The organism is Streptomyces sp. NPDC092370 (genome assembly GCF_044755265.1).
In the GTDB taxonomy this organism is placed as follows: domain Bacteria; phylum Actinomycetota; class Actinomycetes; order Streptomycetales; family Streptomycetaceae; genus Streptomyces.
Genome location: NZ_JBIVQO010000001.1, coordinates 1,116,322 through 1,131,195, shown reverse-complemented (window position 1 = coordinate 1,131,195; position 14,874 = coordinate 1,116,322). Strand labels below are relative to the sequence as shown.

The following is a 14,874-nucleotide window of genomic DNA, read 5'->3' as shown; positions in this document are numbered from 1 at the left end:
CGTTGGCCGCGGGCCGAGTGTGGTTACCCGCGCAGTTCCCCGCGCCCCTGAGGGGCGCGCTGCCATCGCATGCCGTTGACCTGTCCGGGTTCGTCACCGATGACGTACCGGACACGGCGGCCGTGGACCCGGCGGGCCGGGGCACGGCAGCCGCGGGGGCGGCAGCCGCGCGCGAGGCGGGCGTACCGGTCCACGGTCGTCATGGTGAAAGTCATCGGGCCAAGCTTAGCGGGTGATCAGCTCCGGCCGTGCCGGAGCGCGGGGTGCTCGCCGGCCGCCACCAGGTCCGAGACCGCCGTCCTCGGGTCCTTGCCGGTCACGAGGGACTCGCCGACCAGGACCGCGTCGGCCCCGGCGTTGGCGTAGGCGATGAGGTCGTGCGGGCCGCGGACGCCGGACTCGGCGATCTTGATGATGTGGTCGGGGATCTCCGGCGCCACCCGCTCGAAGGTGCCGCGGTCGACCTCGAGGGTCTTGAGGTTGCGCGCGTTGACGCCGATCACCCGGGCGCCGGCGTCGACCGCCCGCTCGACCTCGTCCTCGTCGTGGACCTCGACGAGCGGTGTGAGCCCGATGGACTCGGCGCGCTCGATGAGGGACTCCAGGGCGGGCTGGTCCAGGGCGGCGACGATCAGCAGCACGACGTCGGCGCCGTAGGCGCGGGCCTCCCACAGCTGGTACGACGTGACGACGAAGTCCTTGCGCAGTACGGGGATGTCCACCCGGGCGCGGACCGCCTCGAGGTCGGCGAGCGAACCGCCGAAGCGGCGCTCCTCGGTGAGGACGGAGATGACGGCCGCGCCGCCCGCCTCGTAGTCGGCGGCGAGTCCGGCCGGGTCGGCGATCGCGGCCAGCGCGCCCTTGGACGGGCTGGAGCGCTTGACCTCGCAGATGACCTTGACACCGTCGCCGCGCAGTGCGGCCGCGCCGTCCTTGGCCGCGGGAGCCTTCGCCGCGCGCTCCTTGAGCTCGTCGAGGCTGACGCGCGCCTGCCGCTCCGCGAGGTCGGCACGGACTCCGTCGATGATCTCGTCGAGCACACTCACGCGAGCGGCCCCCTTCCAGACTCTTGACAGTTCCAGCGACCGATCGAAAACCGATGGTCACTGCGATGGTATCCGCAGCCGGGCGTAGGCCTCACATCCGGTTGACGCCGGTCCCACTACCTGGACATTCGCCCGTTGATCAAGGATGGAGCCAGCCACCCAAGGGCAGGTTCCGGACAACGGTGAAGACCAGCAGCAACGCCCCGAGGCTCCACACCAGCCCGGGGCGGGGGTCGATCCGCAGCGGGCGGCCCCGGGCCGCGTGCACCACCCATACGGTCCACAGCGCGGCGAAGGCCAGATAGCCGACGGTCGCGAGCGCGTTGGCGTGCAGCGCCGCCAGGACGTCCCCGTGGACGAAGGCGTGCGCGCTGCGCAGTCCGCCGCAGCCGGGGCAGTAGAGGCCGGTGTAGCGCAGCAGCGGGCATGCGGGGTAGTGGCCGGGTTCGTTCGGGTCCACGGCGCCCACGTAGGCGAAGGCGACGGCGACGGCCGCGAGCACCCCGGCGGGGACGGCCAGCCGGCCCGGGACGCTGGACGTCACCCCTCGGCTCTCGGCGTTCACGGTATGCATTGTGCCCCGCACACGCGTGAGGGGCGGTTCCGGCACCCGTGTGCCGGCCGCCCCTCCGTGAGGACGTGCTCCGCGGATCGTGCCGCGGGGGTCAGCTCCCGGCGCCGGCCGGCTCGCGGTCGCCCGTGGTGCGGTGCGGCTGCTGGGCCTCCTTGGGCTGGCCCAGGCCCATCATCCGCATGATGCCGCCGACGACACCGCCGAGCAGCACGACCACCATGCCCGCCCAGAAGCCCAGCGGCTGGTCCATCACCATGAACGCGCCCGCGACGCAGAAACCGATGAAGGCGATGATGACACCGGTCCAGGCGGCCGGGGTGTGACCGTGGCTGCTGCCCGCCATTGCTTGCTCCTCGTTGCTGTGTGCGTGTCTGAGCAGGACGCTCGGGGCCATTGTCGCGCACGCGCGCCCGCGGGGTGAGCGGGGGTGCCTCCCGTCCCCCGTGTGGGCTCAGGCCCCGGTCGGGTCCTCGCCACGGTCGAGTGCCTTCCACAGGTCCTCGGGCCGGTCGGGGTCGACGGCGGGGACCTTGCGGCGCGGCTGGGGCGTGCCGCGCTCGTAGCGGCCGGACATGGCGGGCCACAGCCGTCCGTAGCGCAGGGCGAGCAGTCCGGCCAGGAGGATCAGCACGCCGCCGACGACCGCGACGTACGGCCACGCGGTGTGGCCGAGGGCGTCGACGGAGGCCGAGGTGTCGCCGGAGGCCTGGGCGGCCCGCTCGTCGAGCGCGGAGCTGTCGGAGGCGCCGAGCAGGGCCGCGACGACGATGCCGGCGCCGGAGAGCGCCAGCAGCCCGGCGACGACGTAGCGGCCGGCGCGGCGGACGGCGAAGACGGCGACGAGCGCCGCGAGGCCCACTATGGCGAGCGCCGCGGGAACACCCGTGACGTCGCTGCCCTTGGCGGTCAGGGGGAAGGCGCCACCGGCCACCGTCGCGGTGCCCTGCGACCATTGCTGCCGGGTGGCGAGCAGCGCCACGGCCGCGCCGAGCGCGCCGCTCAGCAGCGCGACGGCGAGGCTCAGGCGGCCGGCCCGGGCGGATCCGGGGGCTTCGGAACGGGGGTGCGGTACAGCAGTCACGCACCCCACTATCGCCTGAACCCCGGGCGAACCGTCACCCGGGGTTCATCTCAGGCCTTTCCGAGCCGGTTCGCGGTGTGCACGGCCCGCAGGACCGCGGCCGCCTTGTTGCGGCACTCGGTGTCCTCGGCGACCGGGTCGGAGTCGGCGACGATGCCCGCCCCGGCCTGCACGTACGCGGTGCCGTCGCGCAGGAGGGCCGTGCGGATGGCGATGGCGGTGTCGGAGTCGCCGGCGAAGTCGAGGTAGCCGACGCAGCCGCCGTACAGGCCACGCCGGGACGGTTCGAGTTCGTCGATGATCTGCATGGCGCGCGGCTTGGGGGCGCCGGAGAGGGTGCCGGCCGGGAAGCAGGCGGTGAGGACGTCGAAGGCGGTGCGGCCCCGGGCGACGCGGCCCGTCACCGTCGAGACGATGTGCATCACGTGCGAGTACCGCTCGACGGACATGAAGTCGACGACCTCGACCGAGCCGGGCTCGCAGACCCGCCCCAGGTCGTTGCGGCCGAGGTCGACGAGCATGAGGTGCTCGGCGCGTTCCTTGGGGTCGGCGAGCAGTTCCTCGGCGAGGGCCTGGTCCTCCTGCGGGGTGGCGCCGCGCCAGCGGGTGCCGGCGATGGGGTGGACCATGGCCCGGCCGTCCTCGACCTTGACCAAGGCCTCGGGGGACGAGCCGACGACGTCGAAGCCGTCGAATCGGAACAGGTACATGTAGGGGGACGGGTTGGTGGCCCGCAGCACCCGGTAGACGTCCAGCGCGCTCGCCGTGCACGGCGTCTCGAAGCGCTGGGAGGGGACCACCTGGAAGGCCTCACCCGCCCGGATGCGCTCCTTGATGTCCTCGACGGCCACCTGGAAGTCGGGGCCGCCCCACAGCGCGGTGTACTCGGGGAGCTCGGAGGGCGGGAGCGCGGCCGGGGGCTGGGCGACCGGGCGGGAGAGATCGGCCTCCATGGCGTCGAGGCGGGCCACGGCGTCGGCATGGGCCTCCTCGACGCCCGTCTCCAGGTCGTTGTGGTTGATCGCGTTGGCGATCAGCAGGACCGAGCCCTCCCAGTGGTCCATGACGGCCAGGTCGCTGGTGAGGAGCATGGTCAGCTCGGGCAGCTTCAGGTCGTCGCGCTCGCCGGGGCCGATCTTCTCCAGGCGGCGGACGATGTCGTAGCCGAGGTAGCCGACCATGCCGCCGGTGAAGGGCGGCATGCCGTCCTGGTGGGGGGTGTGCAGGGCCTCGATGGTGGCGCGCAGGGCGGCGAGGGGGTCGCCGTCCGTGGGAACCCCGGCGGGCGGGGCGCCGAGCCAGTGGGCCTGCCCGTCGCGTGCGGTCAGCGTGGCCGCCGACCGCACCCCCACGAAGGAGTACCGGGACCAGGAGCGGCCGTTCTCCGCGGACTCCAGGAGGAAGGTGCCGGGGCGCTCGGCGGCGAGCTTGCGGTAGAGCGCGACCGGGGTGTCGCCGTCGGCGAGGAGTTTGCGGGTGAGGGGGATGACCCGCCGGTCGGTGGCGAGCTGGCGGAAGGTCTCGAGGTCCATGGCCGCTGACCTTACTGATCCGGGGCGGGGCGGGCGGAGCCGCCGTCCTCGAGGAGCACGTCCTCGTCGAAGCAGGTGCGGGCGCCGGTGTGACAGGCGGCACCGACCTGGTCGACCTTGACGAGCACGGTGTCCGCGTCGCAGTCCAGGGCGACGGACTTCACCCACTGGAAGTGGCCGGAGGTGTCGCCCTTGACCCAGTACTCCCGGCGGCTGCGCGACCAGTAGGTGCACCGGCCGGTGGTCAGGGTGCGATGCAGCGCCTCGTCGTCCATCCAGCCGAGCATGAGCACCTCGCCGGTGTCGTACTGCTGGGCGATGGCGGGCAGAAGGCCGTCGGCACTGCGCTTGAGGCGCGCGGCGATCTCCGGGGCGAGGCCACTGGAGGGAGCACCGTGGCGCGAAGCGCCTCCGTGCGGGGCGGTGGCCGGGCGACGGGCGGGCGTACTGGTCATGTCGACCATTGTGCCGCGCGCCACTGACAGGCCAGGTGGAGTGTCCACTGGGCGGAACGCCTGCCGGCGGGGAACGGCACGTCTGCTGGGCTGATCGGGGGGTCGGCCGTAGGCTGGACCGCATGTCGACCCATGCCAAGCGTGAACGACTTCTCCTCGCCGACCTGTTGGAGACCGCGGGCCCGGACGCGCCCACCCTGTGCGAGGGCTGGACGACCCGGGATCTCGCCGCGCACGTCGTGGTGCGCGAGCGCCGCCCGGACGCCGCGGGCGGGATACTGATCAAGCAGCTCGCGCCGCGTCTGGACAAGGTGATGGCGGAGTACACCGCCAAGCCGTACGACGAGCTGATCCAGCTGATCCGTACCGGCCCGCCGCGCTTCTCGCCCTTCTCCCTCAAGCCGGTCGACGAGGCGTCGAACATCATCGAGTTCTACGTCCACACCGAGGACGTCCGCCGCGCCCAGCCCGACTGGTCGCCCCGCGACCTGGACCCGGTCTTCCAGGACGCCCTGTGGTCCCGCCTGGAGCGCACGGCCCGCCTGATGGGCCGCGGCGTGCCGACGGGCCTGGTCCTGCGCCGCCCCGACGGTCAGACGGCGGTCGCCCACCGTGGCACCCCGGTGGTCACGGTGACCGGCGAGCCGTCCGAACTGGTCCTGTTCTGCTACGGCCGCCAGAGCGCGGCCAAGGTCGGCCTGGACGGGGACGAGAACGCGATCGCGAAGCTGCACGAGACTAAGCAGCTCGGGATCTGACAAGGCCCCGGCCGCAGGCGCGGCCGGGGTTCTCAGCAGACGGGGACGTCACCGCACCGCGTGCCCCGCCTCCCGCAGCGTCTCCTTGACCTGGCCGATGCGCAGGTCGCCGAAGTGGAACACCGACGCGGCCAGGACCGCGTCCGCGCCCGCCTCGACGGCCGGGGGGAAGTCGGTCAGCCTGCCCGCGCCGCCCGAGGCGATGACCGGGACCGTGACGTGCCCCCGGACGGCCCGGATCATCTCCAGGTCGTAGCCGTCCTTGGTGCCGTCCGCGTCCATCGAGTTGAGCAGGATCTCGCCCGCGCCGAGTTCCGCGGCCCGGTGCGCCCACTCCACGGCGTCGATGCCGGTGCCTCGACGGCCGCCGTGGGTGGTCACCTCGAAGGAGCCCGACTCGGTGCGGCGGGCGTCCACCGACAGGACCAGGACCTGGCGGCCGAAGCGCTCTGCGATCTCGCGGATCAGCTCCGGGCGGGCGATGGCGGCCGTGTTGACGCCGACCTTGTCCGCGCCGGCCCGCAGCAGCTTGTCCACGTCCTCGGCGGTGCGGACACCGCCGCCGACCGTGAGGGGGATGAACACCTGCTCGGCCGTGCGGCGCACGACGTCGTACGTGGTCTCGCGGTTGCCCGACGAGGCGGTGATGTCCAGGAACGTCAGCTCGTCGGCGCCCTCGGCGTCGTACACCTTGGCCATCTCGACGGGGTCGCCCGCGTCGCGCAGGTTCTGGAAGTTGACGCCCTTGACGACCCGGCCGTTGTCCACGTCCAGGCAGGGGATGACTCGGACCGCCAGGGTCATGAATCCTGCTCCTCTTAGTGTTCCTGTGAGGGTGTCCCTCTGAATGCTTCCACTTCCACCGACACCAGGACCCGGGAGTCCATGAAGCCCTGCACGATCAGCAGGGTCGTGACCGGGCGTACGGCGTCGAACATCTCCTTGTGCGCCCGGCCCACGGCGTCGACGTCCCGGGCGTGTGCCAGGCACACCCGGGTGCGGATCACGGACTCGGGTGTGAGCCCGAACTCGGCGATCGCCTCCAGGGCGGTGGTGAAGGCGACCTTGGCCTGCTCGTACGGGTCGCCCTCCCCGTAGAGCACGTCGCCCTTGAACGCGGTCGTGCCCGCGACCAGCACGCGGTCGCCCGCGGCGACGGCGCGTGCAAAACCGAAGGACTCTTCCCAGGGACTTCCGCTCTGCACACGCCGCACGGTCATGACGACACAGCCTCCAAGGCCTCTTCCAGGGTGAACGCCTTCGCGTACAGCGCCTTCCCGACGATGGCCCCCTCGACACCGATCGGGACGAGGTCGGCGATGGCCCGCAGGTCGTCGAGCGAGGAGACCCCGCCGGAGGCCACGACCGGGCGGTCGGTGGCGGCGCACACGTTGCGCAGCAGTTCCAGGTTGGGGCCCTGGAGGGTGCCGTCCTTGGCGATGTCGGTGACGACGTACCGCGCGCAGCCCTCCTTGTCGAGGCGCTCCAGCGTCTCGTAGAGGTCGCCGCCGTCGCGGGTCCAGCCGCGGCCGCGCAGGGTCGTGCCGCGGACGTCGAGACCCACCGCGATCTTGTCGCCGTGCTCGGCGATGACCTTGGCGACCCACTCCGGGGTCTCCAGGGCGGCCGTGCCGAGGTTGACGCGCTTGCAGCCGGTGGCGAGGGCGGCGGCGAGGGTGTCGTCGTCGCGGATGCCGCCGGACAGCTCCACCTTGATGTCCATGGCCCGGGCGACCTCGGCGATCAGCTCGCGGTTGTTCCCCGTGCCGAACGCGGCGTCCAGGTCGACCAGGTGCAGCCACTCGGCGCCGGAGCGCTGCCAGGCGAGGGCGGCTTCCAGCGGGGAGCCGTAGGAGGTCTCCGTGCCGGACTCGCCGTGCACCAGACGGACGGCCTGGCCGTCGCGGACGTCGACGGCGGGGAGGAGTTCGAGCTTGCTCACAGTGTTCCGATCCAGTTGGTGAGGAGCTGGGCTCCGGCGTCGCCGGACTTCTCGGGGTGGAACTGCGTGGCCCACAGGGCGCCGTTCTCGACGGCCGCGACGAACGGCTTGCCGTGCGTGGACCAGGTGACCTTGGGGGCCGTCATCGCGGGGTTGTGCGTTTCCAGCGACCAGTCGTGGACGGCGTAGGAGTGCACGAAGTAGAAGCGGGCGTCCGCGTCCAGGCCTGCGAACAGCTGCGAACCGGGCGCCGCCTCGACGGTGTTCCAGCCCATGTGGGGCACGATCTCGGCCTGGAGCGGCTCGACCGAGCCGGGCCACTCGTCGAGGCCCTCGCTCTCCACGCCGTGCTCGATACCGCGCGCGAAGAGGATCTGCATGCCGACGCAGATGCCCATGACCGGGCGGCCGCCGGACAGCCGACGGTCGACGATCCAGTCGCCGCGCGCCTCGCGCAGGCCCGTCATGCAGGAGGCGAAGGCGCCGACGCCGGGCACCAGCAGGCCGTCGGCGTTCAGGGCCTTGTCGTAGTCACGCGTGATCTCCACGTCGGCCCCGGCGCGGGCGAGGGCACGCTCGGCGGACCGGACGTTGCCGAATCCGTAGTCGAAGACGACGACCTTCTTCCGCGGGGCGCTCAATTCCACACCTCCAGCCTCACCACACCGGCCGCCAGACACATCGCGGCGCCGATGGACAGCAGGACGATCAGACCCTTGGGCATCTTCTGCTTGACGAAGGAGTAGATCCCGCCGGCGAGGAAGAGGCCGACGACGATCAGCAGGGTCGAGATGCCGTTCACAGGGCGCCCTTCGTGGAGGGGAGGATGCCGGCCGCGCGCGGGTCGCGCTCGGACGCGTAACGCAGGGCCCGGGCGAGCGCCTTGAACTGGCACTCCACGATGTGGTGCGCGTTGCGCCCGTAGGGCACGTGCACGTGCAGCGCGATCTGTGCCTGGGCCACGAAGGACTCCAGGATGTGCCGGGTCATGGTGGTGTCGTACTCGCCGATCATCGGCGCCATCTTCTCGGGCTCGGTGTGCACGAGGTACGGGCGGCCGGAGAGGTCGACGGTGACCTGGGCGAGGGACTCGTCCAGCGGGACCGTGCAGTTGCCGAAGCGGTAGATGCCCACCTTGTCGCCGAGGGCCTGCTTGAAGGCGGCGCCGAGGGCGAGGGCGGTGTCCTCGATCGTGTGGTGCGAGTCGATGTGCAGATCACCTTCGGTCTTCACGGTCAGGTCGAACAGACCGTGCCGGCCGAGCTGGTCGAGCATGTGGTCGTAGAAGCCGACGCCGGTGGAGATCTCCGTCTTGCCCGTGCCGTCGAGGTCGATCTCGACGAGGACGGACGTCTCCTTGGTGGTCCGTTCGACGCGTCCTACGCGGCTCATAGCTCCTGCTCCTTCTTCAGTTCACGGACCGCGTCGAGGAACGCGTCGTTCTCTTCGGGGGTTCCGGCGGTGACCCGGAGCCAGCCGGGTACGCCGTTGTCCCGGACCAGGACGCCCCGGTCGAGGATCTTCCGCCAGGTCTCGTGGGAGTCCTCGAACAGGCCGAACTGCACGAAGTTGGCGTCCGAGGCGGTCACCTCGTAGCCGATCGCGAGCAGTTCGGTGACCAGGCGGTCCCGTTCGGTCTTGAGCTGCTCGACGTAGCCCAGCAGCGTGTCGGTGTGCTCCAGGGCGGCCAGGGCGGTCGCCTGGGTGACGGCCGACAGGTGGTAGGGCAGCCGGACCAGCTGGACGGCGTCGACGACGGCGGGGTGCGCGGCGAGGTAGCCGAGGCGCAGGCCCGCCGCGCCGAACGCCTTCGACATCGTGCGGGAGACGACCAGGTTCGGGCGTCCCTCCAGCAGCGGCAGCAGTGAGTCGCCGTGGCTGAACTCGATGTACGCCTCGTCGATCACGACCATCGACGGTTTCGCCGCCTGGGCGGCCTCGTACAGCGCGAGGACCGTCTCGGGCGGAACGGCGGTGCCCGTGGGGTTGTTGGGGGTGGTGACGAAGACGACGTCCGGCCGGTGCTCGGCGATGGCCTTCTCCGCCGCCGTCAGGTCGATCGTGAAGTCGTCGTTGCGGGGGCCGGAGATCCAGCCGGTGCCGGTGCCGCGCGAGATGAGGCCGTGCATCGAGTACGACGGCTCGAAGCCGAGGGCGGTGCGGCCCGGTCCGCCGAAGGTCTGCAGCAACTGCTGGATGACCTCGTTGGAGCCGTTGGCCGCCCAGACGTTGGCCACGCCGACCTCGTGGCCGGAGGTGCCCGTCAGGTACTCGGCCAGCCGCGTGCGCAGCTCGACCGCGTCCCGGTCGGGGTAGCGGTTGAGGGTGCGGGCCGCCTCACGGACGCGCTCGGCGATCCGTTCGACCAGCGGTTCGGGCAGCGGATAGGGGTTCTCGTTGGTGTTCAGCCGAACGGGAACGTCCAGCTGGGGCGCGCCGTAAGGGGACTTGCCGCGCAGCTCGTCCCGTACGGGGAGATCGTCGATGCCTGTCACTTGCTTCCGGGTACCTTCCAACCGAACCGGGCCTTGACCGCCGCACCGTGGGCCGGCAGGTCCTCCGCCTCCGCCAGCGTCACCACGTGGTGCGCGACCTCGGCCAGTGCGTCCTGCGTGTAGTCGACGATGTGGATGCCGCGCAGGAAGGACTGGACGGACAGGCCGGAGGAGTGGCAGGCGCAGCCGCCGGTGGGCAGGACGTGATTGGAGCCGGCCGCGTAGTCGCCGAGGGAGACCGGGGCCCAGGGGCCGACGAAGATCGCACCGGCGTTCCGGACACGGTCGGCCACGGCGGCGGCGTCCGCCGTCTGGATCTCCAGGTGCTCGGCGCCGTACGCGTCGACCACCCTCAGGCCCTCGTCGATGCCGTCGACCAGGACGATCGCGGACTGCCGGCCGGACAGGGCCGGGACGATCCGGTCGTCGATGTGCCGGGTGGCCGCGACCTGCGGCTCCAGCTCCTTCTCGACGGCGTCGGCGAGCCGGACGGAGTCCGTGACCAGGACGGCGGCGGCCAGCGGGTCGTGCTCGGCCTGGCTGATCAGGTCGGAGGCGACGTGCACCGGGTCGGCCGTGTCGTCGGCGAGGACGGCGATCTCGGTCGGGCCGGCCTCGGCGTCGATGCCGATCTTGCCGGTGAAGTAGCGCTTGGCGGCGGCGACCCAGATGTTGCCGGGGCCGGTGACCATGTTCGCGGGCGGGCAGGACTCGGTGCCGTGGGCGAACATCGCGACGGCGGTGGCACCGCCGGCCGCGTACACCTCGTCGACGCCGAGCAGTGCGCAGGCGGCGAGGATCGTCGGGTGCGGCAGGCCGCCGAAGTCGGACTGGGCGGGCGAGGCGAGCGCGATGGACTCGACGCCGGCCTCCTGCGCGGGCACCACGTTCATGATCACGGAGGACGGGTACACGGACCGGCCGCCGGGCGCGTACAGCCCCACGCGGTCGACGGGAACCCACTTCTCGGTGACGCTGCCGCCGGGCACGACCTGCGTGGTGTGCGTGGAGCGGCGCTGCTCGCGGTGGACGGTACGGGCGCGGCGGATGGATTCCTCCAGGGCCGCGCGCACGGCCGGGTCGAGCTCCTGGAGCGCGCGGGTGAGCGCGGCGGCCGGCACCCGCACCTGGTCGAGCCGGACCCCGTCGAACCGCTCGGCGGCGTCGATCAGCGCCGCGTCGCCCCGATGATGCACGTCCTCGCAGAGGGGACGCACCTTCTCCAGGGCGGCCGCTACGTCGAAGTCGGCTCGGGGCAGCAGGTCACGCAGGGCGGGGCCCTCGGGAAGGGCGTCGCCGCGCAGGTCGATTCGGGAGATCACGTGCTCAATTCTCTCAGACCCGGGTGAGGCGCCGTCCGCGCGTATCAATGGCTGATACAGAAGCCCCCGAAAGGCGGAAGATCCCCTTCACCTCCTGCTTTCGGGGCGTCACACAGCGGGCATCACAGTGGCACGAAGGAACCGACCGGTGAGTACCCGGGGAGGAGGGAAGAGCTGTGACCGAGGGGGCCGGCGCCCGTGCCGGGGATCCGCCCGATGACCTGACCGCGGCCGAGGCCGGCATGTGGCAGGCCTTCCGCAACGGGACCGTGTACGACCTGAGCAGCGGCGACGCCGTGGCGGACGACCCGCACGGCGGACATCCGTGGGGCGGGGAGCGGACCGTGCGGGCCCGGATCGTGTGCTGGCTGCTCCTGGACGGCCCGCCCGCCCTGGCCGGCCGCGTGTCCTCGTTGAAACTCGTCGGCGTGCAGGTCAGCGGCTCGCTGGACCTCGCCGGCGGTACGGTGGTGCCGTACGTCGAGATGCGCCGGTGCCGGTTCGAGCGGGACGTGCTGCTCCCGGAGGCCCGCTTCACGACCCTGCGGATGGTGGACTGCTCGGTGCCGCGGCTCGAGGCGGCCCGGGTGCAGACCGAGGGTGATCTGCATCTGCCGCGCTGCCGCTTCCACCACGGCATCCGGCTCACGGACGCGCAGATCGGCACGGACCTGATGCTGAACCAGGCGATCGTGCACCGGGACCGCAGCGGCCGGTCGATCGCCGCGGACGGCCTGACCGTCGGCCAGGACTTACAGGCCGAGCTGCTGGAGTCGCACGGCGAGCTGAGCCTGCGCGCGGCCACCGTCGGCGTCTCCCTGAGCCTGCGCGGCGCACGCCTGGCCAACCCGTACGCCCGGCTCGCGCTGAACGCCCCGCAGCTGACCGTGGAGCGCAGCCTGTACCTCACCCCGGCGGGGGTCGGCGCCCAGGCGATGAGCGGCATGACTCCGGCCCAGGGGACGCGGATCCAGCGCTTCGAGTGCGAGGGCGGGATGCGGCTGGACGACGGGCGGTTCGGCGACGCCGTCGACTTCGAGCAGGCCCGGTTCACCCTCACCGACGACCAGGAGCTGTCGCTGCGCCGGCTGCAGACTCCCGAGCTGCGGTTTCTCGGGGAGCAGCCGGTTCGCGGGCGGGTGGTGCTGTCCGGGGCGAAGGTCATCAACCTGATGGACCGGGCGGACGCCTGGCCGGGCCCCGGCCGGCTGCACATGGGCGGCTTCGCCTACGAGAACCTCGTGCCGCGCGGACCGTTCCCGCTGGCCGAGCGGCTGGACTGGGTGGCGGCGGCGACCGCCGAGTACAACCCGGAGCCGTACGAGCGACTCGCGGCCGTGCTGCGGGGCGGCGGGGAGGACGAGGACGCCCGCGAGGTGCTGCTCGCCAAGCAGCGCCGGCATCGCGCGAGCCTGCCGATAGCGGCCAAGCTGTGGGGGTACGCGCAGGACTGGACGGTCGCCTACGGGTACCGGCCGGGCCGGGCCGCGGTGTGGATGGCGGTGCTGTGGGCGGCGGGCTCGCTCACCTTCGGTCAGGCCGGACATCCGCCGATGAAGAGGGGCGAGCATCCGGAGTGGAATCCCTCGCTCTTCACCCTCGATCTGCTGCTGCCGGTCATCGACCTCGGGCAGGTGGGCTTCTGGCAGTTGCGCGGGGCCTGGCAGTGGCTGGCAACGGCGATGATCCTGCTGGGCTGGGTCCTGGCGACGACGGTGGCGGCGGGGGCGACCCGGCTGCTGAGGCGCAACTGATGATGCTGCTGTGACCAATGTTGTTGAACTGTCACACCTTTACGCTCTCTTGACCATCGGGCGTACAACTTTCCGCAGGTTCAATGAACGGTCTGGCGCCACGATGACCACCGGACTTTCAATGGTCGGCACCATGGCAATGCAGCTCCCGTTCATCCGCCCGAGCCGGATGGCAAGGACCTCCCCCCACGTCGTCGTCGGCGAGCCCCGCACCGACGACGAGGTGCTGCTCGACGCGCCGGACGCCCGGCTGAGTCCGGCGCTGGTCGCCGCCGCCCGTGGCGACCACGGGCCGGCCGCCGGTCTGCTCCTGGCCACCCGCGCGGCCTCCGAATGGGAACGGCGCGACCGGTACGTCACCCGGCTGGCCGCCTTCGCGCGCTCACGGCCCGAGTGGCTGGACGCCTGGCTCGCCATCGCCCCGCAGGACCCCGACGCCCTGCTGGTCGGGGCCCAGCTGGCGGTGGACCGCGCCTGGCGGTCACCGGCCCGGGCCGAGCTGCTGCGTGAGGTGAGTGCGCTGATCACGGCCGCGGCCCGGGGCGACCAGCGGGACCCGGTGCCGTGGCGGCTCGCGCTCGACCACGCCCGGGGCGCCCAGGCCGGGCACACGTACTTCGAACAGCTGTGGGAGGCGGCCGTACGCCGTGCCCCGCACCACTACGGCTGTCATGTTGCGGCGCTGCGTTACCTGGCCACCTACTGGCACGGTTCGCACCACGAGTGCTTCGACTTCGCCGACCGGGCCGCCCAGGACGCTCCCCCGGGCGCGCTCGTCCAGGCGCTCCCGCTGCGGGCCGCCTTCGGCTACCTGACCGACGGCTGCGGGCCCGAGGTGTCCCGTGAGCGGCTGGACGCGGCCGTGGACCGGGCGATCGCGCTGTCCCCGCGGCTGCCGGCGGCCGATCCCTGGCCGGCCCGGATGCGGAACCTGCTGATCTTCGTTCTGGTGCGCCTGGAGCGCTGGCAGGACGCCACCGAACAGTTGCGCCTGAACGGCCCGTACGCCACCTCGTTCCCCTGGGACCGGGTGTCGGACGACCCGCTCGGCCACTTCCTGCGGGTACGCGACGACATCCGGGCCGCGGCGGCCGCGACCCCGTCCTGGCATCCACGGAGTGAACGGGGCGGACGGGTCCGTCCCGGCGACCATTAGGCTTTTGCGTCGTGACCACCGTCCGGCTCCCCCTCTTCCCCCTGAACTCGGTGCTGTTCCCGGGGCTCGTGCTCCCTCTCAACGTCTTCGAGGAGCGGTATCGCGCCATGATGCGCGAACTGCTGAAGACGCCGGAGGACGAGCCGCGCCGATTCGCCGTCGTGGCGATCCGGGACGGCCACGAGGTGGCCCCGACCGCGCCCGGCATGCCCGACCCCACGGCCGTGCCCGAGCGGGGACCGGCGGCCGGTTTCGGCACGCACCCGGCCACGGCGTTCCACAAGGTGGGCTGCATCGCGGACGCGGCGACGATCCGGGAGCGCACCGACGGCTCCTTCGAGGTGCTGGCGACCGGCACCACCCGGGTGAAGCTGCTGTCCGTCGAGGTGTCCGGGCCCTTCCTGACGGCCGAGCTGGAGCCGCTGGCGGAGGAGCCCGGAGACGAGGCCGCGCCACTGGCCGAGGGGGTGCTGCGGTCCTTCCGCCAGTACCAGAAGCGGCTGGCCGGGGCGCGGGAACGCTCGCTCGCGACCGGAGCCGACCTGCCCGACGAGCCGGGCGTGGTGTCGTACCTGGTGGCGGCGGCGATGATGCTGGACACCCCGACCAAGCAGCGCCTGCTCCAAGCCCCCGACACGGCGTCCCGCCTGCGCGACGAGCTGAAACTCCTGCGCTCGGAGACGGCGATCATCCGTAGTCTGCCGTCGTTGCCGGCGTCGGATCTGACGCGCGGCCCGATGAGCCTCAACTGAGCGGATC

The 14,874-nt window shown here is 72.1% G+C and carries 19 protein-coding genes; 4 read left to right on the top strand and 15 right to left on the bottom strand.

Annotated elements, in window-relative coordinates:
- Positions 1–23: 23 nt before the first annotated feature.
- The 7 genes from trpM to hisI all read right to left on the bottom strand — a co-directional run bounded on the left by trpM (position 24) and on the right by hisI (position 4,688).
- Positions 24–215 (bottom strand): tryptophan biosynthesis modulator TrpM, encoded by a 192-nt coding sequence (gene trpM, locus ACIQHQ_RS05080; RefSeq protein WP_402610169.1) that lies wholly within the window; start codon positions 213–215, stop codon positions 24–26.
- 21 nt (positions 216–236) lie between these two features.
- Positions 237–1,046, bottom strand: a complete 810-nt coding sequence (gene trpC / locus ACIQHQ_RS05075; RefSeq protein ID WP_234849230.1) for an indole-3-glycerol phosphate synthase TrpC — start codon at positions 1,044–1,046, stop codon at positions 237–239.
- A 139-nt stretch (positions 1,047–1,185) separates the two neighbouring features.
- A complete protein-coding gene (locus ACIQHQ_RS05070) occupies positions 1,186–1,620 on the bottom strand; it encodes a DUF2752 domain-containing protein (RefSeq protein WP_402610166.1) in 435 nt (144 codons plus the stop codon).
- Between the two features lie 91 nt (positions 1,621–1,711).
- A complete protein-coding gene (locus ACIQHQ_RS05065) occupies positions 1,712–1,963 on the bottom strand; it encodes an HGxxPAAW family protein (RefSeq protein ID WP_390989984.1) in 252 nt (83 codons plus the stop codon).
- A 108-nt stretch (positions 1,964–2,071) separates the two neighbouring features.
- On the bottom strand, positions 2,072–2,710 hold the full coding sequence (locus ACIQHQ_RS05060) for a TIGR02234 family membrane protein (protein WP_402610164.1): 639 nt from the start codon (positions 2,708–2,710) through the stop codon (positions 2,072–2,074).
- Positions 2,711–2,751: 41 nt separating this feature from the next.
- Complete coding sequence (locus ACIQHQ_RS05055; RefSeq protein WP_402610162.1) at positions 2,752–4,233, bottom strand: anthranilate synthase component I; 1,482 nt, start codon at positions 4,231–4,233, stop codon at positions 2,752–2,754.
- A gap of 11 nt (positions 4,234–4,244) precedes the next feature.
- Positions 4,245–4,688 carry a phosphoribosyl-AMP cyclohydrolase gene (gene hisI / locus ACIQHQ_RS05050; protein WP_402610160.1) on the bottom strand — a complete coding sequence of 148 codons (444 nt, stop codon included), beginning with the start codon at positions 4,686–4,688 and terminating at the stop codon, positions 4,245–4,247.
- Between the two features lie 122 nt (positions 4,689–4,810).
- Between hisI and ACIQHQ_RS05045 the strand changes: the two genes are divergently transcribed.
- Complete coding sequence (locus tag ACIQHQ_RS05045; protein ID WP_402610158.1) at positions 4,811–5,446, top strand: TIGR03085 family metal-binding protein; 636 nt, start codon at positions 4,811–4,813, stop codon at positions 5,444–5,446.
- Positions 5,447–5,494: 48 nt separating this feature from the next.
- Here the strand turns inward: ACIQHQ_RS05045 and hisF are convergent, their stop codons facing one another.
- The 8 genes from hisF to hisD are packed head-to-tail and all read right to left on the bottom strand — an operon-like array spanning position 5,495 to position 11,205.
- Positions 5,495–6,250, bottom strand: coding sequence for an imidazole glycerol phosphate synthase subunit HisF (gene hisF, locus ACIQHQ_RS05040; protein WP_402610155.1), 756 nt, complete (start codon positions 6,248–6,250; stop codon positions 5,495–5,497).
- Between the two features lie 14 nt (positions 6,251–6,264).
- Complete coding sequence (locus ACIQHQ_RS05035) at positions 6,265–6,666, bottom strand: Rid family hydrolase (RefSeq protein ID WP_390989999.1); 402 nt, start codon at positions 6,664–6,666, stop codon at positions 6,265–6,267.
- Positions 6,663–7,388 (bottom strand): bifunctional 1-(5-phosphoribosyl)-5-((5-phosphoribosylamino)methylideneamino)imidazole-4-carboxamide isomerase/phosphoribosylanthranilate isomerase PriA, encoded by a 726-nt coding sequence (priA, locus tag ACIQHQ_RS05030; RefSeq protein WP_402610153.1) that lies wholly within the window; start codon positions 7,386–7,388, stop codon positions 6,663–6,665. The genes ACIQHQ_RS05035 and priA overlap by 4 nt, the downstream gene beginning before the upstream one ends.
- Positions 7,385–8,029 (bottom strand): imidazole glycerol phosphate synthase subunit HisH, encoded by a 645-nt coding sequence (gene hisH, locus ACIQHQ_RS05025; RefSeq protein ID WP_402610151.1) that lies wholly within the window; start codon positions 8,027–8,029, stop codon positions 7,385–7,387. Before hisH ends, priA begins: the two co-directional genes overlap by 4 nt.
- The gene (locus ACIQHQ_RS05020; protein WP_184982776.1) at positions 8,026–8,190 is read right to left on the bottom strand and encodes a hypothetical protein; all 165 of its coding nucleotides are present in this window, start codon (positions 8,188–8,190) and stop codon (positions 8,026–8,028) included. The genes hisH and ACIQHQ_RS05020 overlap by 4 nt, the downstream gene beginning before the upstream one ends.
- The gene (gene hisB, locus ACIQHQ_RS05015) at positions 8,187–8,780 is read right to left on the bottom strand and encodes an imidazoleglycerol-phosphate dehydratase HisB (protein WP_059416503.1); all 594 of its coding nucleotides are present in this window, start codon (positions 8,778–8,780) and stop codon (positions 8,187–8,189) included. Before hisB ends, ACIQHQ_RS05020 begins: the two co-directional genes overlap by 4 nt.
- Positions 8,777–9,883, bottom strand: coding sequence for a histidinol-phosphate transaminase (locus tag ACIQHQ_RS05010; RefSeq protein ID WP_402610148.1), 1,107 nt, complete (start codon positions 9,881–9,883; stop codon positions 8,777–8,779). Before ACIQHQ_RS05010 ends, hisB begins: the two co-directional genes overlap by 4 nt.
- A complete protein-coding gene (gene hisD, locus ACIQHQ_RS05005) occupies positions 9,880–11,205 on the bottom strand; it encodes a histidinol dehydrogenase (RefSeq protein WP_402610146.1) in 1,326 nt (441 codons plus the stop codon). The genes ACIQHQ_RS05010 and hisD overlap by 4 nt, the downstream gene beginning before the upstream one ends.
- Positions 11,206–11,381: 176 nt before the next feature.
- Between hisD and ACIQHQ_RS05000 the strand changes: the two genes are divergently transcribed.
- The 3 genes from ACIQHQ_RS05000 to ACIQHQ_RS04990 all read left to right on the top strand — a co-directional run bounded on the left by ACIQHQ_RS05000 (position 11,382) and on the right by ACIQHQ_RS04990 (position 14,867).
- Positions 11,382–12,959: an oxidoreductase gene (locus ACIQHQ_RS05000; protein WP_402610144.1), complete on the top strand. Its 1,578-nt coding sequence runs from the start codon at positions 11,382–11,384 to the stop codon at positions 12,957–12,959.
- A 121-nt stretch (positions 12,960–13,080) separates the two neighbouring features.
- A complete protein-coding gene (locus tag ACIQHQ_RS04995) occupies positions 13,081–14,115 on the top strand; it encodes a hypothetical protein (RefSeq protein ID WP_402610624.1) in 1,035 nt (344 codons plus the stop codon).
- A gap of 11 nt (positions 14,116–14,126) precedes the next feature.
- Entirely contained in the window at positions 14,127–14,867 is a 741-nt protein-coding gene (locus ACIQHQ_RS04990; RefSeq protein WP_402610142.1) for an LON peptidase substrate-binding domain-containing protein, read from the top strand.
- Positions 14,868–14,874 lie beyond the last annotated feature (7 nt).

What these genes read in the sequence shown, in the direction of transcription:
- ACIQHQ_RS05065 (WP_390989984.1), bottom strand. Translation starts at nt 1,963, where the DNA reads ATGGCGGGCAGCAGCCACGGTCACACCCCGGCCGCCTGGACCGGTGTC.
- hisB (WP_059416503.1), bottom strand. Translation starts at nt 8,780, where the DNA reads ATGAGCCGCGTAGGACGCGTCGAACGGACCACCAAGGAGACGTCCGTC.
- hisI (WP_402610160.1), bottom strand. Translation starts at nt 4,688, where the DNA reads ATGACCAGTACGCCCGCCCGTCGCCCGGCCACCGCCCCGCACGGAGGC.
- ACIQHQ_RS05070 (WP_402610166.1), bottom strand. Translation starts at nt 1,620, where the DNA reads ATGCATACCGTGAACGCCGAGAGCCGAGGGGTGACGTCCAGCGTCCCG.
- hisF (WP_402610155.1), bottom strand. Translation starts at nt 6,250, where the DNA reads ATGACCCTGGCGGTCCGAGTCATCCCCTGCCTGGACGTGGACAACGGC.
- ACIQHQ_RS05045 (WP_402610158.1), top strand. Translation starts at nt 4,811, where the DNA reads ATGTCGACCCATGCCAAGCGTGAACGACTTCTCCTCGCCGACCTGTTG.
- ACIQHQ_RS05035 (WP_390989999.1), bottom strand. Translation starts at nt 6,666, where the DNA reads ATGACCGTGCGGCGTGTGCAGAGCGGAAGTCCCTGGGAAGAGTCCTTC.
- trpM (WP_402610169.1), bottom strand. Translation starts at nt 215, where the DNA reads ATGACTTTCACCATGACGACCGTGGACCGGTACGCCCGCCTCGCGCGC.
- ACIQHQ_RS04995 (WP_402610624.1), top strand. Translation starts at nt 13,081, where the DNA reads ATGGTCGGCACCATGGCAATGCAGCTCCCGTTCATCCGCCCGAGCCGG.
- ACIQHQ_RS05055 (WP_402610162.1), bottom strand. Translation starts at nt 4,233, where the DNA reads ATGGACCTCGAGACCTTCCGCCAGCTCGCCACCGACCGGCGGGTCATC.